General features: G+C 41.5%; 23 protein-coding genes. 14 read left to right on the forward strand and 9 right to left on the reverse strand.

Annotation, left to right across the window (positions count from 1 at the left end):
- The first annotated feature begins 441 nt into the window (after nucleotides 1-441).
- The 5 genes from AWW72_RS03125 (at nucleotide 442) to AWW72_RS03145 (ending at nucleotide 5772) form a co-directional block, all read left to right on the forward strand.
- The gene (locus AWW72_RS03125; RefSeq protein WP_062846423.1) at nucleotides 442-3120 is read left to right on the forward strand and encodes a TonB-dependent receptor; all 2679 of its coding nucleotides are present in this window, start codon (nucleotides 442-444) and stop codon (nucleotides 3118-3120) included.
- Nucleotides 3121-3270: 150 nt separating this feature from the next.
- Nucleotides 3271-3981, forward strand: a complete 711-nt coding sequence (locus tag AWW72_RS03130) for an energy transducer TonB (RefSeq protein ID WP_062846424.1) — start codon at nucleotides 3271-3273, stop codon at nucleotides 3979-3981.
- 40 nt (nucleotides 3982-4021) lie between these two features.
- The gene (locus AWW72_RS03135; RefSeq protein WP_062846425.1) at nucleotides 4022-4897 is read left to right on the forward strand and encodes a MotA/TolQ/ExbB proton channel family protein; all 876 of its coding nucleotides are present in this window, start codon (nucleotides 4022-4024) and stop codon (nucleotides 4895-4897) included.
- A gap of 11 nt (nucleotides 4898-4908) precedes the next feature.
- Nucleotides 4909-5337: an ExbD/TolR family protein gene (locus AWW72_RS03140; RefSeq protein ID WP_062846426.1), complete on the forward strand. Its 429-nt coding sequence runs from the start codon at nucleotides 4909-4911 to the stop codon at nucleotides 5335-5337.
- 15 nt (nucleotides 5338-5352) lie between these two features.
- Nucleotides 5353-5772 (forward strand): ExbD/TolR family protein, encoded by a 420-nt coding sequence (locus AWW72_RS03145; protein ID WP_062846427.1) that lies wholly within the window; start codon nucleotides 5353-5355, stop codon nucleotides 5770-5772.
- Nucleotides 5773-5847: 75 nt separating this feature from the next.
- Here the strand turns inward: AWW72_RS03145 and AWW72_RS03150 are convergent, their stop codons facing one another.
- The 7 genes from AWW72_RS03150 to AWW72_RS03180 all read right to left on the reverse strand — a co-directional run bounded on the left by AWW72_RS03150 (nucleotide 5848) and on the right by AWW72_RS03180 (nucleotide 11955).
- Nucleotides 5848-6513: a hypothetical protein gene (locus tag AWW72_RS03150; RefSeq protein ID WP_062846428.1), complete on the reverse strand. Its 666-nt coding sequence runs from the start codon at nucleotides 6511-6513 to the stop codon at nucleotides 5848-5850.
- A gap of 235 nt (nucleotides 6514-6748) precedes the next feature.
- On the reverse strand, nucleotides 6749-7390 hold the full coding sequence (gene bioD / locus AWW72_RS03155) for a dethiobiotin synthase (RefSeq protein WP_062846429.1): 642 nt from the start codon (nucleotides 7388-7390) through the stop codon (nucleotides 6749-6751).
- Nucleotides 7387-8139: a malonyl-ACP O-methyltransferase BioC gene (bioC, locus tag AWW72_RS03160; protein ID WP_062846469.1), complete on the reverse strand. Its 753-nt coding sequence runs from the start codon at nucleotides 8137-8139 to the stop codon at nucleotides 7387-7389. The genes bioD and bioC overlap by 4 nt, the downstream gene beginning before the upstream one ends.
- Nucleotides 8136-9290, reverse strand: a complete 1155-nt coding sequence (locus AWW72_RS03165) for an 8-amino-7-oxononanoate synthase (RefSeq protein ID WP_062846468.1) — start codon at nucleotides 9288-9290, stop codon at nucleotides 8136-8138. The genes bioC and AWW72_RS03165 overlap by 4 nt, the downstream gene beginning before the upstream one ends.
- Nucleotides 9277-10572 carry an adenosylmethionine--8-amino-7-oxononanoate transaminase gene (gene bioA, locus AWW72_RS03170; protein ID WP_062846430.1) on the reverse strand — a complete coding sequence of 432 codons (1296 nt, stop codon included), beginning with the start codon at nucleotides 10570-10572 and terminating at the stop codon, nucleotides 9277-9279. The genes AWW72_RS03165 and bioA overlap by 14 nt, the downstream gene beginning before the upstream one ends.
- 287 nt (nucleotides 10573-10859) lie before the next feature.
- Nucleotides 10860-11582 (reverse strand): alpha/beta hydrolase family protein, encoded by a 723-nt coding sequence (locus AWW72_RS03175; protein WP_062846431.1) that lies wholly within the window; start codon nucleotides 11580-11582, stop codon nucleotides 10860-10862.
- A 16-nt stretch (nucleotides 11583-11598) separates the two neighbouring features.
- A complete protein-coding gene (locus AWW72_RS03180) occupies nucleotides 11599-11955 on the reverse strand; it encodes a DUF6176 family protein (RefSeq protein WP_062846432.1) in 357 nt (118 codons plus the stop codon).
- A 134-nt stretch (nucleotides 11956-12089) separates the two neighbouring features.
- Here AWW72_RS03180 and AWW72_RS03185 point away from each other — a divergent pair, with 134 nt between their 5' ends.
- A complete protein-coding gene (locus AWW72_RS03185) occupies nucleotides 12090-12665 on the forward strand; it encodes a peroxiredoxin (RefSeq protein ID WP_062846433.1) in 576 nt (191 codons plus the stop codon).
- Between the two features lie 77 nt (nucleotides 12666-12742).
- On the opposite strand, the gene AWW72_RS03190 is transcribed toward AWW72_RS03185, so the two are convergent.
- Nucleotides 12743-13702, reverse strand: a complete 960-nt coding sequence (locus AWW72_RS03190; RefSeq protein ID WP_004770853.1) for a LysR family transcriptional regulator — start codon at nucleotides 13700-13702, stop codon at nucleotides 12743-12745.
- Nucleotides 13703-13951: 249 nt separating this feature from the next.
- Here AWW72_RS03190 and benA point away from each other — a divergent pair, with 249 nt between their 5' ends.
- From benA to AWW72_RS03225, 7 genes are all read left to right on the forward strand, one after another.
- Nucleotides 13952-15334: a benzoate 1,2-dioxygenase large subunit gene (gene benA, locus AWW72_RS03195; protein WP_005256256.1), complete on the forward strand. Its 1383-nt coding sequence runs from the start codon at nucleotides 13952-13954 to the stop codon at nucleotides 15332-15334.
- Complete coding sequence (benB, locus tag AWW72_RS03200; protein WP_062846434.1) at nucleotides 15331-15831, forward strand: benzoate 1,2-dioxygenase small subunit; 501 nt, start codon at nucleotides 15331-15333, stop codon at nucleotides 15829-15831. The genes benA and benB overlap by 4 nt, the downstream gene beginning before the upstream one ends.
- Nucleotides 15832-15904: 73 nt before the next feature.
- On the forward strand, nucleotides 15905-16921 hold the full coding sequence (benC, locus tag AWW72_RS03205; RefSeq protein ID WP_062846435.1) for a benzoate 1,2-dioxygenase electron transfer component BenC: 1017 nt from the start codon (nucleotides 15905-15907) through the stop codon (nucleotides 16919-16921).
- A 20-nt stretch (nucleotides 16922-16941) separates the two neighbouring features.
- Nucleotides 16942-17727, forward strand: a complete 786-nt coding sequence (gene benD / locus AWW72_RS03210; protein WP_062846436.1) for a benzoate diol dehydrogenase BenD — start codon at nucleotides 16942-16944, stop codon at nucleotides 17725-17727.
- Nucleotides 17728-17771: 44 nt separating this feature from the next.
- On the forward strand, nucleotides 17772-18965 hold the full coding sequence (benE, locus tag AWW72_RS03215; protein ID WP_062846437.1) for a benzoate/H(+) symporter BenE: 1194 nt from the start codon (nucleotides 17772-17774) through the stop codon (nucleotides 18963-18965).
- 445 nt (nucleotides 18966-19410) lie between these two features.
- Nucleotides 19411-20769, forward strand: coding sequence for an aromatic acid/H+ symport family MFS transporter (locus AWW72_RS03220; RefSeq protein WP_062846438.1), 1359 nt, complete (start codon nucleotides 19411-19413; stop codon nucleotides 20767-20769).
- 45 nt (nucleotides 20770-20814) lie between these two features.
- Nucleotides 20815-22083, forward strand: coding sequence for an OprD family outer membrane porin (locus AWW72_RS03225; RefSeq protein ID WP_062846439.1), 1269 nt, complete (start codon nucleotides 20815-20817; stop codon nucleotides 22081-22083).
- An 89-nt stretch (nucleotides 22084-22172) separates the two neighbouring features.
- Here the strand turns inward: AWW72_RS03225 and ftn are convergent, their stop codons facing one another.
- Nucleotides 22173-22637 (reverse strand): heteropolymeric bacterioferritin subunit Ftn, encoded by a 465-nt coding sequence (gene ftn / locus AWW72_RS03230; protein ID WP_047430990.1) that lies wholly within the window; start codon nucleotides 22635-22637, stop codon nucleotides 22173-22175.
- Between the two features lie 353 nt (nucleotides 22638-22990).
- On the opposite strand from ftn, the gene AWW72_RS03235 reads away from it, so the two are divergent.
- Nucleotides 22991-24046 (forward strand): SDR family oxidoreductase, encoded by a 1056-nt coding sequence (locus tag AWW72_RS03235; RefSeq protein ID WP_047430987.1) that lies wholly within the window; start codon nucleotides 22991-22993, stop codon nucleotides 24044-24046.
- Nucleotides 24047-24299: the final 253 nt, after the last annotated feature.

Genomic DNA, 24299 nt, shown 5'->3' on the forward strand with positions numbered 1-24299 from the left:
AATCATGATTATTTTTTAACCAATACTTATTTAAAGCAAATCTGGTTTTCAGGCATCTTAAATAAAAGTAACTTTATGCCAAATCATATTTTTTTATATTATTTCCTATTTCAATGAAATTAGAATAATAAAATACATGTTTTATTGAAATAGGAAAGTATTTGCACTACAAAAAAGCAAAAATAAAACTTTATGATTCATTTTAATGCATCATCTGTGAACCTTCATTTTGTAACTTTATGACAACCTTCCACTCTCTTCATTATTTTTGGTTTTTTAATATTTAGTAAAAATATGAAAAGCTTATATATAAAAACTAAAACACTTTTACATAATTTATTCTACATTAAGCGAAATCTAAAAATAGGGCTTGGCACAGGTCTTGCTAAAACGGATTTATCTAATTTTAGAGTGGCAAACGATCTAGGGGTTCAATAAACAATGAAAAAAGCCAACTTCGCTGCACCAGACTTCACACAAAAATCGGGTAAAACCCTGCTTAAACTCAGTACATTGAGCTTAAGTATACTATGCCTGACCATGGCACATGCTGCCGATACGGAAACCACCACTGAGGAAAAACCAACCAAGGTTGTTAAGGTCGCCGTAACAGGATCTTCGATCAAAGGCGTTGCGGCACAAAGTGCCTCTCCCATTACAATTATTAAAGCCGACGACCTTGCCAAGCAAGGGGTGACCACTGTTGAAGAAGCTTTAACCAAAGTCAGTGCTAACCAAGCTGGTTTCGCAACCGCCCAAAATGTGGGTGCAAGCAATACCGAAGGTTCATCGGCCAATTTACGTGCCTTAGGTACTGATAAGACCTTGATTTTATTGAATGGTCGCCGTTTAGCGTATAGCCCATTTAGTACATCAACGACTAACCTGAATATTATTCCAATGGCGATGGTTGATCGTATTGAAATCCTCCGTGATGGAGCTTCTGCAATTTATGGAGCAGATGCGATTGCAGGTGTAATCAACTTCATTACCAAAAAGTCCTTTGAAGGATTAAATATCAGCGCGGGTTTAATCCAGCCTGAAGAAAGTGGTGGTGATAAACAAGATGTCTCAATATTTGGTGGCTATGGGGATTTGGAGGAGCAGGGTTTTAATGTGATGGGCGTTATTGATTACCGCCGTTCAAATGACATCATGGCAAGTGATCGTAAAGCCAGTAAACGAGGCGGGCTTCTTCCAGAATTAGGAATTGATGCAAGTTCAGCCAATGGTTTTCCAGCCAATTTTCGTGATCCAAAAACAGGAAAACTAGGCAATCCTTATGCAAATACTCAATGTAATAACGCTCCAAATACCGTTTCAGATGGTGAACTGTGCTATCTAAATACGCAAGCATTGATCGGTATCGTTCCAAAATCAGAAACAATTTCTGCACTCGGACGCGGTACGTTCAAATTAAATGATAATTTTAATGCCATTGGTGAATATATTTATTCACGTAATGAAGTGACAACTTCTATTGCTCCTGATGTTTACAGTCGTTCAGTTACGCTTCCCTCAACAAGTCCTTATTACCCAGGAAATGGTATTACTCCTGCTGTCAGTGGTTTAAGTGGAGAACCTTTAGAACTTTATTTACGTTCACAAGCGGGCAATCGTATATCCAATCCTGTCAATGAATCACATCGAGCGCTACTTGCTTTAGAAGGTGAAGCATATGGATGGGATATCAACACAGGTATTTCTTATGCCCGCAGTGAAGCAACAGATGGTTTTGCTGGCGGCTATCTCAATCAGAGCCAAGTACAGGCTGCTTTAAATGCAGGGAAACTGAACCCATTTGGTCCAAGTGCAGATCAAAATATATGGCAATCATTCGAAGTTAAGGGAGATACCAATAAAGGTACCCTAACTGCAACGACATTTGACTTTAATGTCAGTCGTCCAATTTATACCCTTCCCGCTGGCGATGTTGGTTTTGCATTCGGGGGAAGCTTTAGTTCTCAGGACTGGAAAGCAAATGTTAACTCAGAGATTGTGAGACAAGTTCCAGGAAGTGGTATTGATCCAGACAAACCGGAAAGTAAGGGCAAACGCGATATCACCGCTCTCTTTACTGAGCTACATATCCCTGTTACCAAAACACTAGAAGCCCAACTTGCTGCTCGTTATGACAAATACAGTGATTTTGGTGATACTTTCAATCCCAAAGTAGCTTTCCGTTGGGAACCTTTAAAACAATTAATGTTCCGCACCTCTTACAGTACAGGTTTCCGTGCACCAAGTTTGTATGACATCAATGCACCTCAAAGTAAAACCTATACAGGAGCAAAATACGATGATCCTGTGCTTTGCCCAAATGGACAAGCAATCTCAGACCAATATAAGACTGAATGTAATACGCAATTTTATCGTACTCAGGGCGGAACCAAAGGCTTACAACCAGAAGAATCTACCTCGATCACGGCTGGTTTTGTAGTAGAGCCGATTAAGAATCTGGTTTTCTCTGCCGACTATTACAACATCAAAATTGACGGTCTGATTAATAGTATTGGTGAAGCCATGATTTTTGGTGATCCAGAAAAATATGCAGATCGCTTCATTCGTGGAGAAGATGGCCGCCTCCAATATATCAATAGTGCATTAACCAATATGGGTGGGGTTAAAACCCAAGGGATTGACCTTGCCCTAAATTACCTCACTCCAATGACGGTAACAGGCCGCTTTGGCTTCGGAATCGATGGTACTTATATTATTAAATATGACCGACAAGAAGAAAAAGGTGGCGTTTGGGACAGCTATGCAGGCAAGTACGATGATCCTGCAATTTTACGCTGGAAGCATGTTGCAAATATAAATTGGAGCTATGAAAACTGGAAAATGGTATTCGAGCAAGAGTTCTACCGAGGTTATAAAGACCAGAATGAAACGGGTGATGATAAATATGACAACCACCGTGTCAGTGACTATACCTTGTACAACGTTTCAGGAACCTATAAAGGCTTTAAAAATCTAGAGCTTACCGCAGGTATAAAAAATATATTTGATGCAGAACCATCAGCATCGAATGTATTAGACAACTTCCAATATGGTTATGACCCTCGCTATAGCGATGTAACGGGTCGAGCATATTTCCTGAGAGGCACCTACAAATTTTAATAAGTTTCTCCACTGCAACATAAATTGCTTATGTCGCAGTGGTTCACCGTAATCCTCTGATTCATCAAAAATTAAAGTGGTCAGTATCAATTTTTTAATTGATCTCCTCCAAACAACGATGAATCCATGATTACAATTTCAGGAGTAATTATGGGCATCCCCTTTTCTGAGAATGAAAATCAACCTGCCAAACGCCTGGTTGGCATTGGTCTGGTGTTATTTCTACATCTCATTATCGCCTATATTCTGATGACAAGTTTAGCGACCGACTTTACCAAGCCTGTCGATAAGCCTGTAGAACTACAGATTATTCAGGACATCAAACCACCACCTCCAAAACTAGAGGAACCAAAACCAAAAGAAAAGCCACCCGAGCCACCGAAAATGGTAGAGAAAGTGGCAAAAATGCCAGATCCACCAAAGCAGGTGGAGAAAGCCATGCCTGTGCAAAAACCGGCACCAGCGCAACCGACCCAAACAGCAGTTGCAACACCAACGCCTGCCCCCGCAACACCAAGCCCGAGTCCAGTTGCAGCGCCTGTCGCATCAGCCGTGCCTGCAGCTCCTGCCAAACCCGCAGGGATTTCACGTGGTGTTTCCGAAGGTGAAGCGGGTTGTCAAAAACCTGAATATCCGCGTGAAGCCTTGATGAATGAGGAAGAAGGCACTGTACGTATTCGTGTATTGGTCGATGCCTCTGGCAAGGTGATTGACTCAAAAGTTAAAAAATCGAGTGGCAGTAAAAGTTTAGATAAAGCAGCGATTAAAGCTTATAGCCTGTGTACTTTTAAAGCAGCGATGAAAGACGGTGTACCACAACAAGAATGGTACGAAATCGAATATCCATTCACGATTTCCTGAATAAATGCATTGAACAAACAAATTTTTGGAGAATTTTTAGATGAAAAACACAGCAAAACGTATCTCACGAATCGCAGCAATTGGCCTCATCGCAGGTACCACCTTGCTTCCAGTTACAACAGTGTGGGCAGATGAAACCACGCAAACCACAGCCGTCACCAGCGTCAGTACAGATGCTACAAACCAAGCGGCACCGACACCACCACCTTTAGCAGCCACAACTGAGAAAGTGCATAATCCTTATGGTTTAGAAGCACTCTGGCGTGAGGGTGATCTGGTTGCAAAATCGACTTTATTTATCTTGGTACTGATGTCGATTGGCACGTGGTACATCATTCTGTCTAAAGTCTTTCAACAAAGTAAAATCAAACGCCATGCTACAGAAGCTGAGCGTAATTTCTGGGAAGCTGAATCATTAAATAGTGCGGCCGACAGCTTAAATGCAAACAGTAGCTATCGTTATATCGCAGAAAAAGGCATCCGCTCGACCAAACATCATGACGGCACTTTATTAGAACGTATTGATTTCAATACATGGGTGACCATTTCAATTCAGCGCGCCATTGAAAAGGTACAAAGTCATCTCAGCAATGGCCTAGCTTTCCTTGCAACGGTTGGTTCAACAGCGCCATTTGTCGGCTTATTCGGAACGGTTTGGGGAATTTATCATGCCCTTACTGCGATAGGTATTTCAGGCCAAGCGTCAATTGATAAAGTGGCTGGCCCTGTGGGCGAAGCATTGATTATGACAGCGATTGGTCTTGCAGTCGCAGTGCCTGCTGTACTGGGCTATAACTGGTTAACTCGCCGTAATAAAGCCGTCATGGACAATGTCCGTTCATTTGGATCAGATCTACACGCTGTCTTACTTAGCGGTGAATTAAACGGCAACCACCCAAACCGTGATTCTAAATAAGGAACATCATTATGGGCATGATGATTAATTCAGATCAAAGTGATAATGATGTCATTGGGACAATTAACACGACACCATTAGTCGACATCATGCTGGTACTGCTGATTATCTTTTTAATCACTGTTCCAGTGGTCACACATACGGTTCCGGTAAAACTACCAGAAGAAAAAAACACACCTTATGCCACGACACCACAAAATATCCAGCTCTCAGTGAATAAAACAGGCGATATTTTCTGGAATGAACAACATGTAGCGAATAAAGAAACTTTACTTACTCGTTTGCAGGCTGAAGCGCAAAAACGTCCGCAGCCTGAAGTTCATATTCGTGGCGATCAACTAACCCATTACGAAGCAATTGATCAGGTGATTAGTACGACTCAGCAAGCGGGTATTGGCAAAATTGCATTTGTCACCACCCCACCTGCGACTTCGCCATAACAGGAGCAATCACACATGGGTATGAATGTGGGTTCAAAAAATGATGAAGAAGATGTGATGCTCGACGTCAACATGACACCTTTGATTGATGTCATGTTGGTGCTGTTGATCATGTTCATTATCACTATCCCGATTCCGAACAATGCTATTAACATCAACTTGCCAAATGGTACACCGCCGCCGCCAACAGATCAGAAACCACCAGAAACCATTAACCTACGTATCGACGCACAAGGGCATATTTTCTGGAATGATCAAGCAGTGGCTGACCGTCAGGCACTTAAGGTTTTATTCGAATCTGTGGCTCAAAAAGCCGATCAGGATCAAATTAAATTTAAGCCCGATGCACAAGCGGAATATAAGAATATCGCGATGGTCATGGCGCTGGCTCAACAAACCAATGTCACTAAAATCGGCATTGTCAGTAATAACTAAAAAACGAGAACAATAAATTAAATCCAATAACCACAAACTTACTCCTACGCTAACAAGTTCGCTTGTTGGCTTTTTTTATTTTATTTCACTGATCACAATAGGAATCAACTTGCTGCTGACTTTATAGCCTTGTGGTTTGTTATTACAGGCATTGCCTGTGACTGTAGTCTGAACAACATAAGGCGAATAAGGCATCACATTTAAATAGCCTGAATTATCCCGACCAGTTCGGCAATCCTCTGCACCTAACTTGTCATCATAACGTCCTTCATAGGAAGATTCTTCAACCTCTGCAATCAGCTTACTCGTCCATTGATTTAAATAAACTAGACTTTTACTCGATTCAACTGTCCCCTGACCTGAACCTGCACTTTCAATTTCCACCAACTGAATCGGTTTACCTTTATAAACGGTGGAATGTACTATGAAGCTATTCGATTGACCACCAAACGCTTTTAAGATTCGCGCCTGTTTTAATTTTGGACGGGTTAATACATAACCTGCCCAAAAGTTACGCCCTGCATTTTCAAAACTCACACCTGATAGATAAGCTTCTTCTCCCGAGATCAACTTCACTGCTTCGGTAGAATCGATCTGAATGGATTGAGGTGGATTGGCATTTGAATCCTGAAAATTAGTAATCCAACTAATAATGGTTTTATCTGTTGGTACGGCAGCATGAGTTGTCGAGATTAGGCCTGATAGGCACAGAGCCATACAGATAAAATTATTTTTATTCATTGTTAGTCACCTTAAATTTATTAGTTAAATGGCTTCCAAAATCTATTAGCTATCGTGACGGCGGCATGGATGCCGCCCGTAGGGCTGCGGTATAAGGATATATCGTCAGCCCTACAAAGGATTTTTGTTACTTTTCATCCTTGAAAAGTAAGATCATGTGGTATTCATTTGAGAAAACTCGGGAAGACACTGCGGTTCCTCCTATTGAATAAGATTCTAAATTTAATGAATTAAATTAGAATTTTTCCAAGTCAATCCATTGAGCCTCAGGAAAATGCTTTGCTAAATAAGTCTTTAAATAATCTGCGGTATCTTTTGAAATAATCGGATCTTTCGACTCATCCTTTAAGTTATACACCAAAGCATGCAAACTCAAACCACGCTGCTTTAAAGCCTCTAAACTCAACAAAGTATGATTAATACTTCCTAAACGCCCAGAAGTCACCAAAATCACAGGAAATTGATGCTGCACAATATAATCAATGGTCAACAGTTCTGTGGTTAAAGGTACCATCAAACCACCCGCACCTTCCAAAAGTACCACATCAAAACGCTGGGCAAGTTGTTTAGTCGCAGCTTCAATCTTGGCAAAATCTAAATCTCGCCCATCCAAACGCGTCGCTAAATGAGGTGAAGCCGGATATGTAAAAATTTCAGGCATGGTCAGTTTGTCATGATCTTCCTGAAACCAGCCACTGCCCATAATTTCACGATGTTTTTCGATATCTTCCGAGATCTCGACATTACCCGTTTGTACCAGCTTTTGGGTAATGACACGTTGCCCCCGTTCTGTCCAGAGCTTGGCGAGATAGCCTGTGGCATAAGTTTTACCAATCTCAGTATCAATACCACTGACAAAATAAATTGCTGCACTCATGCTGTTCTCCGCGCAATCACATAAATCGGATGATAAGTCAGACTAAAACCCTGCTCATCATGAAACTGTTCATAATCTGAATAAAATTGTTGTAAGGATTGCTTGGTCCAGCGATGCGACTTTGCGGTTGCCGTTACACCTGTCGCCTTTAAATGCTGCAATATCGATTTCGGATGATCAAAATAACGCTGCTTATGATCTTGGTGCATGAACAGCACTTCAAAACCTTGTTGTTCAAGCTGCTGTCGCAAAGTATCCAAATCAACATAATTTAAACCTTGTCCTGTTAACTGCTTAATTTCGGTCAAATTGTCAGGGCCAAAGCTAGAAAAACAAAAATAGGCATTCGGTTTTAACGCAGAATGAATCCGCTGCAATAAAGCAGGTAAATCAATCATCCACTGTAATGCTGAACTGGAAATTACAGTATCCAAGGACTGAGGTAAAATCAGTTGCTCAATATCACCGATCAACCAATTAATCTTGTCGACGCTTGAAAAATGCTGCTCAACATCGTCATACAAGTCATTTAAAAACAGTTGCTCAATTTGAAAATGGGACTGAAACAAATGAGTTAAATTGCCTGAACCACAGCCAATCTCAAGTACAGAAGCTAAATATTGCGGACAATAAACTTTGAGATATTCAAATAGCTGTGCACTAATTTGCTTTTGTATAACCGCATGCTCAACATAGCTTTGTCCTGCTTTGGCAAAACGCTGCGCAACCAGTGCTTTATTGATGCTCACAAACACTCCACCAATTGTTCCAATTCATTTTTTTGTACCATAGAGGTCAACGAGATACGTAAACGTGAACTATTCTGCGGTACGGTTGGTGGTCGTACTGGCATGGCATAAAAACCCTGTTGCTGCACATAGCGAGCTTTTTCAATTGCAGCTTGGCTTTCCCCGACAATAATCGGAATAATATGGCTACTCGACGGGCTTGAAAAACCTTTTGCAATCACCGCCTGCTGTAAATACTGACTGATTTCAGCCAAGTGCTGCCGCTGTTGTTGCATGTTCAACACTTTATTAAAGATAAAATCAGACCACGCCATTGAAATTGGCGGCAATGCGGTACTAAAAATCAGTGAACGCATTTTATTGATGAGATAGTCACGGATAATTGGATCACAAATAAGATAACCACCCACCGAAGCAATCGCTTTACCGAAAGTTCCCACTAGAAAATCAATCTGATCCAGCACGCCATACTGCTCAGCACAACCTAAGCCTTGCTCACCTCTTACGCCGATGGCATGCGCCTCATCCACATACAACATGGTTTTAGCAAAGCGTTGTTTTAGCTGAGCCAATGCCGCTAAATCAGTCTCGTCACCATCCATACTAAAGATACTTTCAGTCACCACAATAATGCGTTCAATTTGCTCATCTTGATGATACTTTTGCAATAATTGTTCCAGATGCTGTAAATCATTATGTCGATAACGCACATATTGAGCGGTTGATAACCGAATCCCATCAATCATACTGGCATGCACCAATTTATCAGCCAGAATCACAGTTTTACTATCCGCCAAAGCAGGTAAGATGCCGATATTCATGTGATAGCCACTGTTGAATAATAAGGCAGCACGACCAAATGCTTTGCTTAGGCTATTTTCAAATTGTTCATATTCTGCAAAATTACCAGTCAGTAAGCGCGACGAAGATGAACTAAATAATGCACGTTCGATTTTCAATGTATCGAGAAATTCTTCTCTTAAACTTAAATCAGCAGCCAAGCCCAAATAATCATTGGATGCCAAATTCAACATGGTCCGATCTTGGATCGTAATCCACTTTCCCTGCTGTTGATTTGAAGTAAATTGACGGAAATTCCCTTGTTGTTTGAGCTGGTCAAGGTGCTCGGCATAATGATCAAGCAAGGACATTGGCATTGACTCCCTGCATGCTTTTCACTACTTCAATCAGCTGCGCTAATAAATAGTTCAGTTCATCATTGCTAATCACATACGGCGGCATCACATAGACCAATTTTCCAAATGGACGTACCCAGATACCACGTTCTACAAACTGTTGCTGTAAGGTTTTCATATCAACATTGGCGGTTAACTCCACCACCCCAATCGCCCCTAAAACCCGTACATCTGCAACATGGTCAAGCTGAGCTAAATCGGTTAATTGTTCAGCCAGAATCTTTTCAATCCGTTGAATATTCGCTTGCCAATCTTGCTCTACCAATAATTGGGTACTTCTTAATGCAACCGCACAAGCCAATGGATTCGCCATAAAGGTTGGGCCATGCATAAAGACACCTGCTTCACCACGACTGATGGTTTCAGCTACCTGCTTGGTGGTTAATGTTGCGGATAATGTCATATAGCCACCAGTCAAACCTTTACCGATACACATAATATCGGGTTCAACTTGTGCATGTTCCCAAGCGAACATTTTGCCTGTACGCCCAAAACCTGTTGCGATCTCATCAAAGATCAACAATAAATTATATTGCTCACATAAAGCTTTGGCTTGACGTAAATATTCAGGATGATAAAAACGCATGCCGCCTGCACCTTGTACAATCGGCTCAATAATCAATGCAGCAATGCTGTGATGATGCTGTTCAATCTGCTGTTTGAGTTCCTGAATATCTTGCGGATTCCACTCTCCATCAAATCGACTTTGTGGCGCAGGGACAAAAATTCGATTCGGTAAACTCGTGCCAAAAATCTGATGCATCCCCGTGACTGGATCACATACGGACATCGCATTCCATGTATCGCCATGATAACCAGAACGGGTGGTAATAAAGTTAGTTTTGGCTGGTTGATTCAATGCTACCCAATATTGCACTGCCATTTTCAAGGCCACTTCTACTGCAACCGAGCCTGAATCTGCGTAAAAAATCTTATCTAAAGTTGGTGGCGTAATCTTTAATAATAATTTGCCTAACTCAATCGCAGGTTCATGGGTCAGACCACCGAACATGATATGCGCCATGTTCTGTAATTGATCTGAAACCGCTTGGTTCAGTTCAGGATGGTTATAACCATGAATCGCACACCACCATGATGACATGCCATCAATCAAGATTTTTCCATCCTCTAGTTCAATAGTCGTACCATAAGCACGTTTGACTTTAAAGGTTGGCAGAGGATTTAACATCGAAGTATAAGGATGCCATATATGTTCTAAATCAAATAAATCGGTCATCCTTTACTTACTCCTCATCCTAAGCCAACTAAATTCATGGCAATGTCTACGATCATGGAGGCGGCATGGATGCCGCCCGTTAAGCTGTGGTACAAGGACGTACCATCAGCTTAACAAATGCCTTTGCTTACTTTGGGCGAAACCAAAGTAAGTCTAGCTGAAAGCTTATCCAGAAATTAAATTAAAACTCAGCACGACTCCACCCTAACAACTATAAAATCTGTATGTGCAATCTTAAACTTGTCAAAATCTAAAATAAATTGCGAGAACTCTCAATTCAAGCAAGATTAAACCTTCTCATTAAGAAAATCCTCAATTATTTGCACAGTCTGCTCAACCATAAAGCATGGAAAACCGTGTGAAGCCCCTTCAACAGAAATGATAGATAAATTCTTTGTAGACAAATTATCAAGATTACGTACAACTTGGTAAGGAACTAAAGCATCATGCTCAGCGAACACATGCAACTGTCCACCCTGATTGTTTTTATACATTTCAACCAGATTTAATTGCTCCAGCAACTGTAACCCATCCCGAAGCAATGTAATCTGTTGTGGGCGAATCAATTTCTGCATGGCTAAAAAGTCTTTTTTTGCGGAACTTGCACCTTGACACACCAATAAGCCAAACCGTTTTAGCGTAGTAATCGCATCCTGTTCAAATGACTGCTTAAACTGCATAAAGGTTTCAACAGACATTGCTGCCGACCAATCCGATTGAGCAACAAAACATGGATTCGATGCTAAAGTGATTAAAACTTTCTGTTGAACATATTGTTGTTGTATTTGATTGACCAAGATGGTTGCCAGTTGCCCGCCCAGCGACCATCCGACAATCACATCAAACTTCACGGCAAGTTCGACATGCTGTTGCAAGATGTCATCATCTAGCGCATTAAAGATATTGATCCGCTCAACCACATGTCCTTGTTTCTCTAAAGCTTCATGTAATGGTTTTAATAATTCGGCACCACCGCCCCATCCTGTAATCAGTAAAATCTTTTGTTCCACACTGTTGCCTAATTATTCAAACTTGCTCCGAAGTATAACCTGTTTCTTTCTCATCATTATTTTCCAAATCGATCAATAATGTTGTTGGAATGACTTGTTCCCAATGCTGTTTAAATTGCTGATGATATCTATCAATTTCAAATGAACTGTTTTTCGCGACCTGTTGCGCCTGAGCAATATATTTAGCTCGCGTATAGGCAAGTAAATAATTTTCTCCATTCAACTCAAGTTGAAACCAAGATTCAACTGTTACACCTTCAGCTTGAAGCGTTTGAATTGCTTCTGCTTTGCGTTTTTCAATTTCTTGCTGCCAAGCCTCGACCTCTGCCTGTGTATTTGTTTTTAATTTAATGAGAACCGCACCAACATCCATTGATTTTCCTTTTCTTTTTTTAAATCACTATTCAATTTAAATATATAAAGCAGATCAAAATTCTGTAAAGAATTTTCTAACACATTCAATTTCTAAATTTGCTAAAGTATGTGCTATTACACTTTGAGAATAGAATGATGAATACGATAAAGTCCAAAGTTCTAGTGCTATGCGGTTCACTTTTTTTACTCAGCGCATCCAGCCTAAGTACAGCGCAAAGCACCTTATTTTCTAAGCAAGATAACGCACAGAAAGAATGGGTTGGACAATCGGCGCCAGATTTTAAACTGCAAGATCAAAGTGGCAAATGGCATACCTTAAATCAATATAAAGGCAAATGGGTCGTCTTGTATTTTTATCCTAAAGATAACACCGCAGGATGTACCCAAGAAGCCAATCAATTTAAATCGCTGTATCCACAATTTTCAAAATCAAATGCTGTAGTACTGGGTGTCAGTCTGGATGATGTCGCATCACATCAAAAATTCTCAGAAAAACTCGGTTTACCGTTCCCAATTCTTGCAGATGATAAAGGCGAACTTGCAACTAAATTTGGTATTGTTCGAAACTTGGGTATTACCAAGATTGCCAAGCGAGAAAGTTTTCTACTCAATCCTCAAGGTGCAGTGATGTATCACTATACCAGCGTCAATACGCAAACCCATGCTGATCAGGTATTGAAGGATTTAAAAACATTGCAAAGCAAATAATCGCCTCAAAGATCTCGAGTCAATTTCTGGATTGATCATCTGCCTAGTTTTTAAAGACTAGGCATTTTTATACGTGTTTAAAAATCAATCCCAACCGAATCATCAATCGGGTTTTGATCAAGTGTAAACACCGTCCGTTGATATGGAATGCCTTCCAGATCATAGACCTGATAAACACAATCAAATAACAGTTGTAAGTCTTCGCTACGATCCATTGCCCGTGCAGTCAGAAAAATTGGGCTGACCGCACCATTGTCCAAAATCGGAATATAATTCAAATGGGGAAAACGAATGGTATCGGCACTGGCAGGAATCACACACAAGCCTTCACCCGCTGCCACCAGTCCTAAAGCCAGCTGGATTTCACGCACTTCATGCATATTTTTGGGTACTAAACTATGCTCGGCAAAGATATTAAGCAGTTGAGTCGAAAAATTAGGCTTTGGAGATGTGGGATACATAAACATCTTTTCATCAATCAGATCAGCCAAATAAACCCCTTCCGTCCGCTGCGCAATCGGATGGCTGGTATGTGCTGCCACAACCAAGCGCTCTTTACGCAATAAAATCCGTCTTACCGCAGGATCACTAATCCGCAAACGCCCAAAGCCCACATCAATACGGCCCTCTTTTAAAGCCTGTAACTGCTCCGTGGTACTCATTTCCACCAGTTGAATATTTAAATGCGGCTGCTGCTGCCGAAACAAATAGATGATTCGGGGTAACAATCCATACAGTAACGATCCCACAAAACCAATCGTGACACTGCGATCGATCAGTCCAATGCGTTTCGCCATGCTCTTAATTTCTTCAGCATTAGACAAAAGTTTAACGGCGTGCTGATAAAAGAAATGCCCAGCAGGTGTGGTCTGTAATGGTCGGCTTCCACGCTCAAACAATTGAATACCCAACTCACCTTCCAGATTCTGGATCTGTCGGCTCAAAGGCGGTTGAGCAATAAATAATTTTTCTGCTGCCTTGGTGAAGCTTTGTTCTTCAACAACGGCAACAAAATACCGTAAATGACGTAATTCCATGCGGTTTCCATACCTTTAAGATATATAAAAATATAAATTCAGTCTTAGACAGAGTTTACTCATTCTTTTAAGGTATAGACAAGAGATAAACCGATGAAATATGAATCGCCCCGCTGAGATTGCTGCCCCGTATTCATCATTATCGGTTCAAGTGAAAAGACTCACACAGAATTTAACCCTTTAGGATATCGAGAGACTTTTGAAAGCATCTCGATGACTTCCACAGATTTGGAAAGTCGGAGAACGGACATGCCACGTATTCCTGTAATCAATACCAGCCACCTTGACCGTATTGATGAACTACTTGTAGATAATATCGACACAGGTGAATTTAAACTTCATCGCTCAGTGTTTACCGATCAAGCCTTATTTGATCTTGAAATGAAATACATCTTCGAAGGTAATTGGGTTTATCTTGCGCACGAAAGCCAGATTCCTAATAACAACGATTTCTACACCACCCATATTGGTCGTCAACCGATCATTATTGCCCGCAATCGTAATGGCGAACTGAATGCCATGATTAACGCCTGCTCACACCGCGGCGCACAACTCTGTCGTCATAAGCGCGGTAACAAGGCAACCTATACTTGTCCTTTCCACGGCTGGACTTTTAACAATTCGGGTAAATTGCTCAAAGTCAAAGATCCAAGTGAAGCGGGCTACTCAGATTGCTTTAATCAGGATGGTTCGCATGACCTGAAAAAAGTTGCCCGTTTTGAGAATTACAAAGGCTTCTTGTTTGGCAGCCTCAATCCAGATGTACCTTCGCTTGAAGAGTTCTTAGGTGAAACCAGCAAAATTATCGACATGATTGTTGATCAATCTGACCATGGCCTAGAAGTGCTACGCGGCACCTCCTCTTATACCTATGAAGGAAACTGGAAACTAACGGCTGAAAATGGTGCCGATGGTTATCACGTTTCAGCAGTGCACTGGAACTATGCCGCAACCACGCAACACCGCAAAGAGACACAAGCTGCCGATAACATTCGTGCCATGAGTGCTGGGTCTTGGGGTAAGCAAGGCGGTGGTTCTTATGGTTTTGAAAATGGTCATATGCTGCTTTGGACACAATGGGCCAATCCTGAAGATCGTCCGAACTTTCCGAAGGCAGACGAATATACCGAGAAATATGGTGCAGCGATGTCGAAATGGATGATCGAACGTTCGCGCAACTTATGTCTTTATCCAAACGTGTATTTGATGGATCAATTCGGTTCGCAAATTCGTGTATTGCGTCCTATTTCAGTCGATCGCACTGAAGTGACGATTTACTGTATAGCACCAAAAGGTGAAGCCCCAGAAGCACGCGCACGTCGTATTCGCCAGTATGAAGATTTCTTTAATGCCTCAGGTATGGCCACGCCTGATGATCTGGAAGAATTCCGTGCCTGTCAGGCAGGTTATGCAGGTATCGCGCTGGAATGGAATGACATGTGCCGCGGTTCAAAACACTGGATTTATGGCCCTGATGATGCAGCCAATGAAATTGGTCTCAAACCGATGTTGAGCGGAATCAAAACCGAAGATGAAGGCTTGTATCTTGCGCAACATCAATACTGGTTGCATACCATGAAACACGCCATTGTCGCAGAGAAGGAAATCGCAGCTCAAGGAGAAAATGCATGAGCAATCAAGACAAAACCAGCTTGGAAAATATTGCCCAGTTTCTCTACCGCGAGGCACGTTTTTTAGATGACGAACAATGGGATGACTGGCTCAGTTGCTATGCGCCAGAAGCGAGTTTCTGGATGCCAGCTTGGGATGACAATGATCAACTCACCGAAGATCCGCAGTCAGAAATCTCACTGATTTATTACCCAGATCGTCAAGGTTTGGAAGACCGCGTATTCCGTATCAAAACTGAACGCTCCTCTGCCACCATGCCTGATACCCGTACTTGCCACAATATTGCCAACGTTGAAATCGTAGCGCGTGACGGAGATAAACTCACGGTTCGCTTCAATTGGAACACCTTGAGCTTCCGCTATAAAACTACCTATAGCTACTTTGGCATGTCACGTTATGTGATTGATTGTTCAGGTGATGAACCGAAAATCCAGAGCAAATATGTGGTGCTTAAAAATGACTATATCAATCAAGTGATTGATATCTATCACCTCTAAAAGAATAGGTCTCCTCAGTCAAACGGACTGTTGGCTGAGGTCCCAAATTTAAATTATTTTTGTAGGATCTCTCATGTCAAACCACAATGTAGCACTTCAATTTGAAGATGGTGTGACACGTTTTATTAGTGTTGCGCAAGGTGAAACCCTGTCCGATGCAGCTTATCGCCAAAAAATTAATATTCCTCTGGACTGTCGTGACGGTGCCTGTGGTACCTGTCGTGCCTTCTGCGAATCTGGCAGTTATGACATGCCAGAAGAAACGTATATTGAAGATGCCTTAACGCCTGAAGAAGCGGAACAAGGTTATATTCTGGCATGCCAATGTCGCCCAAGCTCAGATGCAGTCTTTCAGATTCAGGCCTCCTCTGATGTCTGTAAAACTGAAATTCATAGTTTTCAAGGGACTTTGGCCCGCGTTGAAAATCTATCTGATTCCACCATTACATTTGATATTCAACTGGATGAAGGTCAACCTGATATCCATTTCCTTGCAGGACAATATGTCAATGTTGGTATTCCAGCAACAGGTGAAACCCGTTCATATTCATTTAGCTCCAAGCCAGGTAACCGTTTAACAGGCTTTGTGGTTCGTAATGTCCCAAATGGCAAAATGAGCGACTTCTTGAGTAAAACCGCACAAGCTGGCGACAAGATGACCTTTACAGGACCATTCGGTAGCTTTTATCTGCGTAATGTAACGCGTCCTGTGCTGATGCTCGCAGGCGGTACGGGTATCGCTCCCTTTATGTCGATGTTACAGGTACTGGAAGAAAAAGGTTCAATCCAACCGATCCGTTTAGTGTTTGGCGTGACCAACGATTTTGATCTGGTGGCTTTGGAAAAACTAGCTGAATTACAAGCGAAATTCCCTTGGTTTGAATATCGAACTGTCGTTGCACATCCTGACAGTCAACATGAACGTAAAGGCTATGTCACAGGACATATTGAGACTGAATGGCTAAACAAGGGCGATGTCGATATTTACCTATGCGGCCCTGTGCCAATGGTCGAAGCAGTCCGTGGCTGGTTAGATGCAGAACACATCAAACCTGCCAATTTCCTGTTCGAAAAGTTCTCTGCGAATTGATGGTTAATGGAGAATTATGTATGTCTCAAGCACAAAGATTTAATCATAAAGTGGTGATTGTGACTGGCAGTGCTCAAGGCATTGGCCGTGGTGTTGCACTACAACTGGCTGCCGAAGGCGCACAACTGATTCTGGCAGATCGTTCTGATTATGTCGAAGAAGTATTGGCTGAAGTAAAAGCATTGGGTGCTGATGCCATGACCATCCAAGCTGATCTTGAAAGCTTTACGGGTGCACAAAACGTCGTTGCAAAAGCGCTTCAACATTTTGGTCGGGTCGATGTATTGATCAACAATGTCGGTGGCGCGATCTGGATGAAACCTTTTCAGGAGTTTTCGGAAGAAGAAATTATCAAGGAGGTCAATCGTTCGCTATTTCCAACGCTTTGGTGTTGTCGAGCCGTATTGCCCGAAATGATCAAGCAACAGGCGGGTGTGATTGTAAATGTTTCCTCGATTGCGACTCGCGGGATTAACCGTATTCCCTACTCGGCAGCCAAAGGTGGCGTTAATGCACTCACAGCATCGCTGGCATTTGAACATGCCCAAGACGGGATTCGCGTCAATGCCATTGCCACAGGTGGAACTGAAGCACCGCCTCGCAAAGTGCCTCGCAATAGCAATCCACTGAGTCAAAATGAAAAAGACTGGATGCAACAGGTCGTCGACCAAACCATAGACCGTACATTTATGGGCCGTTATGGCAGTATTGAGGAACAGGTCAAAGCCATTGTTTTTCTTGCATCTGATGATGCATCTTATATCACTGGCAGCGTCATCCCAGTGGGAGGTGGAGATCAGGGTTAGTCCTGATCTTTTTCGTTTCAGATGTGCAAGGAGGCCATCACCGAATGACAACTTTACTCAAAACATTAAAACAAGACTGGTCTATTTCAGCTACGGTTGCAGGCTTTCTTGCCGTGCTAATTTCCTATTCTGGCCCACTGATCATTTTCTTTCAGGCAGCGCAACGTGCCAATGTTTCTACAGACATGATGGTGTCATGGATTTGGGGCATTTCCATCGGTGCGGCAGTTGCGGGGATTTATCTCTCCATTAAATATAAAACACCTGTCATTACCGCTTGGTCTGCACCGGGGACGGCGTTATTAGTCACGTTATTTCCTGACATTTCATTGAATGAAGCAGTCGCGGCCTATATCACTTCTGCAATTGTGATTTTTCTGATTGGGATTACAGGCTGTTTCGACAAACTACTGAAATGGATTCCTCAAGATGTTGCTGCGGGAATGATGGCAGGTATCCTGTTCCAATTCGGGATCAATCTATTTACGGCATCAGATAGCATGCCTTTGATTGTGTTTAGCATGCTGATGGTATTTCTGATTGCAAAACGGCTGATGCCTCGCTATACCATGATCTGGGTATTGGCAGCCGGAATCTTACTCAGTTTATTTTTGGGAAAAATGAATCCTGTTGAAGTGAGTTTTAATCTGGCAGTTCCACAATGGATCAGCCCAGAATGGTCATGGAACTCCACCTTAAATCTGGCACTCCCTTTGATTCTGGTCAGCCTGACAGGTCAGTTTTTACCGGGTATGGCGATCATGAAACTGAGTGGTTATGACACGCCAGCCAAACCAATTATCAGTGCAACCAGTATCGCCTCTTTAGCGGTTGCCTGTGTTGGCGGTATTACCATTGTCCTCGCCTCGATTACCGCGGCCTTGTGCATGGGCAAAGATGCACATGAACTCAAAGAAAAGCGTTATATCGCGGGGATTGCCAATGGGATTTTTTATATTCTCGGCGGACTGTTTGCTGGCAGTATTGTCATGCTGTTTAGTTTATTGCCAAAAGAACTGGTTGCGGCTTTGGCAGGCTTAGCCTTACTGGGAGCGATTGCAACCAATATCACGGCTGCGATGCAAAATCCTCAACACCATGATGCTGCACTGATTACCTTTCTTGCTACCGCTTCTGGTATGCATTTTCTAGGCTTAAGTTCAGTGTTTTGGGGGATCTGTATTGGCGTTATTGCTCATTTTATTCTCACACCAATCAAGCACTCAGCTTCGACTTAACAACTAAATTACACTTCTTACGCTCTATTTTTCCAGAAAACTCAGCTTAGACGTTTTCTGGATTTTTGCATTTAAAAAGCAAAACTCAAAAATAATTAATCCGAAGATAAAACGAATTTCATCCAGTATTTTAACGCTTGATAAAATAACCCGATCATTGAATAAAAACATTATTTATTCATTAATGATTATTCATCCAAAAATATCTAAAAACACCACTTTAAAATGACCAGTATTCTCGTATTTTAATATTTCACACCAATTTACCATTTTATATGTCAGCATAAAAATAAAAACTAAAACCAATATTTTTCAAATATTTAAGCAATAGAAATCACAATACTTTAATGACATAAAGATATATCAATTAGGTTTTTGACTCCGACCCAATAACAAAATAGCTTAATAAAAAATAACCTGTACTTCACAAATCGGAGGTGAAGCAATGGATACAAACAAGGTCAATATTAATGACATTATTGATAAAGCCCGTTTTTCGGCTTTTCATTGGAAAGTCTTAATTTGGTGTTTAATCATTATTATTTTTGATGGATACGATCTGGTGATTTATGGTGTGGCACTGCCCTTACTGATGCAGCAATGGTCACTGACTGCCGTGCAAGCTGGATTGCTAGCCAGCGCAGCCTTATTCGGAATGATGTTTGGTGCCATGATTTTTGGCACACTCTCAGACAAACTGGGCCGTAAAAAAACGATTATGATCTGTGTCACCTTATTTAGTGGATTTACCTTTCTCGGTGCTTTCGCCAGTAATCCAGTTGAATTTGCAATTTTACGTTTTATTGCAGGCTTAGGTATTGGAGGTGTGATGCCAAATGTCGTGGCTCTGATGACCGAATATGCACCTAAAAAAATTCGTAGCACCTTAGTTGCATTAATGTTTAGTGGCTATGCCATTGGTGGCATGAGCTCTGCCTTACTGGGGGCATGGCTGGTCAAAGATATGGGCTGGCAAATCATGTTTTTAATTGCGGGCATTCCCCTATTACTGTTACCTGTGATCTGGAAGTTCCTGCCTGAATCTCTGGCATTTTTAGTGAAATCGAATCATCACGATCAAGCCAAAATGATCGTCACTAAAATTGCACCTGAAACTGAATTAACCAGCAACACCCAACTGATCCTAAATGAAAGCACCACCACCGAAGCCCCTGTTCGCGCACTGTTCCAACAAGGTCGTACCTTTAGTACTTTCATGTTCTGGATTGCCTTCTTTATGTGTTTATTGATGGTCTATGCATTGGGAAGCTGGTTACCAAAACTGATGTTACAGGCAGGCTATTCTTTAGGCGCCAGTATGTTATTCCTATTCGCACTGAATATTGGAGGCATGGTGGGCGCAATTGGCGGTGGCGCACTGGCAGATAAATTCCATTTAAAACCTGTGATTACCAGTATGTTTGTGATCGGTGCGGCTGCCCTGATCTTGCTTGGTTTTAATAGTCCACAGTTTATTTTATATAGCTTGATTGCGGTCGCAGGCGCAGCAACCATTGGCTCACAAATTCTCCTGTATACCTTTGTCGCTCAATTCTACCCGACGGCATTACGCTCAACAGGTATGGGCTGGGCTTCAGGCATTGGACGAATTGGCGCCATCATTGGCCCTGTCTTAACGGGTGCCTTGCTCACCTTTGAACTGCCTCACCAAATGAACTTTCTCGCGATTGCCATCCCAGGCATTATCGCTGCACTTGCCATCTTTATGGTCAATTTAAAAGCCTCAGTGGCAGCACAATCTGCACCGAACTTTAATACACAAGCTTCACTGACTCAGCAATAAAAATAAGTGCGCCGAGGACTGGCGCACCCACGTTGGATATGGATTATGACTTTATTACCACGCTTTAAACCACATGGCTTAACAGCCTCTACACTACTTGTGATGGGGAGCTTTTACAGCCCGCTACTCGCTGCCGCAGAAGCGACTCAAACTGCTCAAGATGAATGGAAGTTTACCCTGAAGAATGCTTATATCAATCGAGACTTTGATAATCCTAATCTCAAAGATACAGGCAGTTGGTCACAAGCAGCATCCTTATTTTATAAATCCAAAATGCAGGAAACGCCGATGCATATCGCAGATAAGCCGATCACCATTGGTGCAGATGCTTCGGTGCAATATGCAGTGCGCTTAAGTAAAGATAAACATGTCGCTGATACTGTTCTGCCTTTTGATGTTCAAACACAATCACAGGCATCCGACTATTTAAAATATGGCGCGACCCTGAAACTGGGTTATGACAAAACCTTATTAAGTGTGGGCGAACTCTGGCTAGACTTACCTGTGACTGCGGTGGATGCCAGTCGCCAGTTACTCACCTCTTATTGGGGGACGAATTTAAAATCGCAAATTTCTGATCAGTTGTATGCGGAAATCGGTCGGGTTGAAAAAGTATCGCCACGCAACGAAGAAGATTTTAAAAAGTTCTCCTTTACTGCGAATGGCAAAACCGTTTACTCGGATGGTCTAAATTATCTGGATTTGCGTTATCAACTCACACCATCATTGAAGGCAGAATACTATTTTGGCAATTTAGAAGACTTATACAACAAGCATTATGTTGGATTAGAACATCAGTGGAAACAGCCTAATTTTAGTCTCAGTTCCAAGTTTAAATATTTTAATGCCAAGAACGATGGTCACAACTTCGATATCGATGCTCAAAATATTGGTTTACTTGAAATGCTGAAAGTGAACAATCAGTCTTTTGGTATGGGTTATCAACAAATTATTGGTGAGTCAGCCTATCCGTTACCTGATGGTTTTCTGCCTGAAACCTATTTTATAAACTGGAACGCGACGGGCTTCTTTAAAAAGAATGAAAAGTCTTATCACCTGATGTATGGCTATGATTTTAAAGATTATGTACCAGGCCTAAATGCAATGGTGAAATATGTCTATGGTCATGATTTTAAAGCTGCCAATGGTGAGAAAAATCATGAATCTGAGTCCAATCTCATTCTCAACTATGCATTGCAACAGCCTTATCTTAAAGGTATTTCGCTACAATACATCCGTATTGATTATGATGTAAAACATGGCAATGACTTTGGTGAAGATCGCCTATTTGTGAACTACAGTAAAAAATTCTAAACCTTCATTTCAGCATTTTTTCCAGACCAAAATAAAAAGGGAACTTTATTGAAAGCTCCCTTTTTAATTACTGCATGTGCAGCAATTTATTAGATTTGTGATTGAATATAATTTTGTAGACCAATCAATTCAATTAAACGTAATTGCTTTTCTAACCAGTAGGTATGATCTTCTTCTGTATCAGAAAGCTGCTGGCGTAACATATCACGGCTGATAAAATCGCCTTTCTCTTCACACAGTTTGATACCTGTCGCAAGTTTTTCACGTACATGATATTCAAGTGCTAAATCTGCCTTTAAGCAGCTCACAACATCTGTACCAACATTGATATCTTCACGATTCATATTCGGTTGAGCACCAAGGAACAAAACACGACGAATGATTGCGTCAGCATGAGATGCTTCTTCCTGCATTTCATGGTCGATACGCTCATAGATCTTATTCAGACCCCAATCTTCGTACATTCTTGAATGAATTAAATATTGATCACGAGCAGCCAATTCACCGCCAATGAGCATATTTAAATAGTCGATGACTTCTGGATTGCCACGCATAATACTTACTCCTATCGAATGACAATATTATGGTCAAGTTAGAACAGAATTGCAAAAACAAATATGTGTAAGTTTATGATTTTTATAAAATTAAAATGAGAAACATACGCATTTACAGTTCGAATTGACTGAATTTATGTAAATAAAATAAGCCTTTGCATATCATTTGTCACATTAAAAAGAGATAATTCTATTGAAAATCATTTGTTTGATTTTTTGTAACCATTAGCAATGCTTCTTATTTCGCCGATGTTTTAATCAAAAAATCATAAAAAATGACTGCTCAGCTGTTGTTTGTTTAAGCGAAATTCGGTAAATAACAGCAATCACAAAAACATAATGTGGAAACCACAATGGATAAAAGCAAACCAATTTTGGTCACTGGCGCGACGGGTTATATTGCAGGCTGGATTATCGAACGTCTGTTGAATCAAGGTCATACAGTTCATGCAACTGTACGTGACCCATCAAAGAAAAATAAGATCCAGCATTTGTATGATCTGGCAGAGCAATCAGCGGGACAAATCCAGTTCTTCAAAGCAGATTTGCTTGAATCAGGTTCATTTGATGAAGCGATGAAAGATTGCGAGATCGTGATTCATACCGCATCGCCTTTCGTTGTCACCAATTATAAAGATGCCGTTAAAGACATCATTGAGCCTGCGGTGAAAGGCACAGAAAATGTTTTGAACAGTGTTAATCGCACTGAATCAGTTAAACGTGTCGTACTCACTTCAAGCATTGCCTCAACTTATGGCGATGCAGTTGAGATTCAAGACACTGCTAATAATGAATTTGATGAAAATCACTGGAACACAACCAGTAGCGAAACACACCAGCCCTATCCTTATTCAAAAGTCATGGCCGAGCGAAAAGCATGGGAAATGGCCGAGCAACAAAACCGTTGGGATCTGGTATGCATTAACCCGGCTTTAGTGATGGGGCCATCCCTGACCGATGCGAGTCAGTCAGGTAGTATTGAAGTACTACAACAGTTCGGTAATGGCACCACCTTGTTCGGTGTTCCGCCAATGTGGAATGGGATTGTCGATGTTCGTGATGTTGCCGATGCACACGTCGCTGCGGCATTAAATCCAAATGCACATGGCCGCTATATTATTTGTGGTGGAACATTAAGCTTATTGGATATGGGCAAGGCACTTACTCAGAAGTTTGGCTATAAATTTCCATTCCCGCACTTTACTGTGCCAAAAACAGCCTTTTCTTTTGTTGCACCGATCCTCGGCCATTCACGTGAATTTGTAAAATTGAATATGGGTTATCCCATCTATTTTAATTCACAACGTAGCGTGAAAGATTTAGGGATTGAATATCGCGATGTGCGCGAAAGTGTCTGTGAACATTTCCAACAATTGCTGGATGACGGCATTGTAAAAAAATATATTTGATTCAAAACAATATATTCATTCAAAGCTAATTAAAACTTGGTACTCGGAGACGTCATCCACAACCTGAGCAAGCCAAAGCGACTAAAGCTTTGGTGAAGCGAAAAGCAACAACCGGCGTAGTCTATACTCAAGCATAGCTTTCGCCTTGCGGTACGGCAAAGATGATAAATCTTTGCTATTCGCACCTCAGGTTTTGCTTACTTTGGGCAAAACCAAAGTAAGTCCAGCTGAAAGCTTATCCTGAAATTGAGTG

It is taken from the genome of Acinetobacter sp. NRRL B-65365, from assembly GCF_001605865.1.
GTDB lineage: Bacteria > Pseudomonadota > Gammaproteobacteria > Pseudomonadales > Moraxellaceae > Acinetobacter > Acinetobacter vivianii.

Bases quoted from the DNA above. Each gene is read 5' to 3' on its own strand.
- AWW72_RS03125 (WP_062846423.1), top strand. From the start codon at position 442: ATGAAAAAAGCCAACTTCGCTGCACCAGACTTCACACAAAAATCGGGT.
- AWW72_RS03130 (WP_062846424.1), top strand. From the start codon at position 3,271: ATGGGCATCCCCTTTTCTGAGAATGAAAATCAACCTGCCAAACGCCTG.
- AWW72_RS03135 (WP_062846425.1), top strand. From the start codon at position 4,022: ATGAAAAACACAGCAAAACGTATCTCACGAATCGCAGCAATTGGCCTC.
- AWW72_RS03140 (WP_062846426.1), top strand. From the start codon at position 4,909: ATGGGCATGATGATTAATTCAGATCAAAGTGATAATGATGTCATTGGG.
- AWW72_RS03145 (WP_062846427.1), top strand. From the start codon at position 5,353: ATGGGTATGAATGTGGGTTCAAAAAATGATGAAGAAGATGTGATGCTC.
- AWW72_RS03150 (WP_062846428.1), bottom strand. From the start codon at position 6,513: ATGAATAAAAATAATTTTATCTGTATGGCTCTGTGCCTATCAGGCCTA.
- bioD (WP_062846429.1), bottom strand. From the start codon at position 7,390: ATGAGTGCAGCAATTTATTTTGTCAGTGGTATTGATACTGAGATTGGT.
- AWW72_RS03165 (WP_062846468.1), bottom strand. From the start codon at position 9,290: ATGTCCTTGCTTGATCATTATGCCGAGCACCTTGACCAGCTCAAACAA.
- bioA (WP_062846430.1), bottom strand. From the start codon at position 10,572: ATGACCGATTTATTTGATTTAGAACATATATGGCATCCTTATACTTCG.
- AWW72_RS03180 (WP_062846432.1), bottom strand. From the start codon at position 11,955: ATGGATGTTGGTGCGGTTCTCATTAAATTAAAAACAAATACACAGGCA.
- AWW72_RS03185 (WP_062846433.1), top strand. From the start codon at position 12,090: ATGATGAATACGATAAAGTCCAAAGTTCTAGTGCTATGCGGTTCACTT.
- AWW72_RS03190 (WP_004770853.1), bottom strand. From the start codon at position 13,702: ATGGAATTACGTCATTTACGGTATTTTGTTGCCGTTGTTGAAGAACAA.
- benA (WP_005256256.1), top strand. From the start codon at position 13,952: ATGCCACGTATTCCTGTAATCAATACCAGCCACCTTGACCGTATTGAT.
- benB (WP_062846434.1), top strand. From the start codon at position 15,331: ATGAGCAATCAAGACAAAACCAGCTTGGAAAATATTGCCCAGTTTCTC.
- benC (WP_062846435.1), top strand. From the start codon at position 15,905: ATGTCAAACCACAATGTAGCACTTCAATTTGAAGATGGTGTGACACGT.
- benD (WP_062846436.1), top strand. From the start codon at position 16,942: ATGTCTCAAGCACAAAGATTTAATCATAAAGTGGTGATTGTGACTGGC.
- benE (WP_062846437.1), top strand. From the start codon at position 17,772: ATGACAACTTTACTCAAAACATTAAAACAAGACTGGTCTATTTCAGCT.
- AWW72_RS03220 (WP_062846438.1), top strand. From the start codon at position 19,411: ATGGATACAAACAAGGTCAATATTAATGACATTATTGATAAAGCCCGT.
- AWW72_RS03225 (WP_062846439.1), top strand. From the start codon at position 20,815: ATGACTTTATTACCACGCTTTAAACCACATGGCTTAACAGCCTCTACA.
- ftn (WP_047430990.1), bottom strand. From the start codon at position 22,637: ATGCGTGGCAATCCAGAAGTCATCGACTATTTAAATATGCTCATTGGC.
- AWW72_RS03235 (WP_047430987.1), top strand. From the start codon at position 22,991: ATGGATAAAAGCAAACCAATTTTGGTCACTGGCGCGACGGGTTATATT.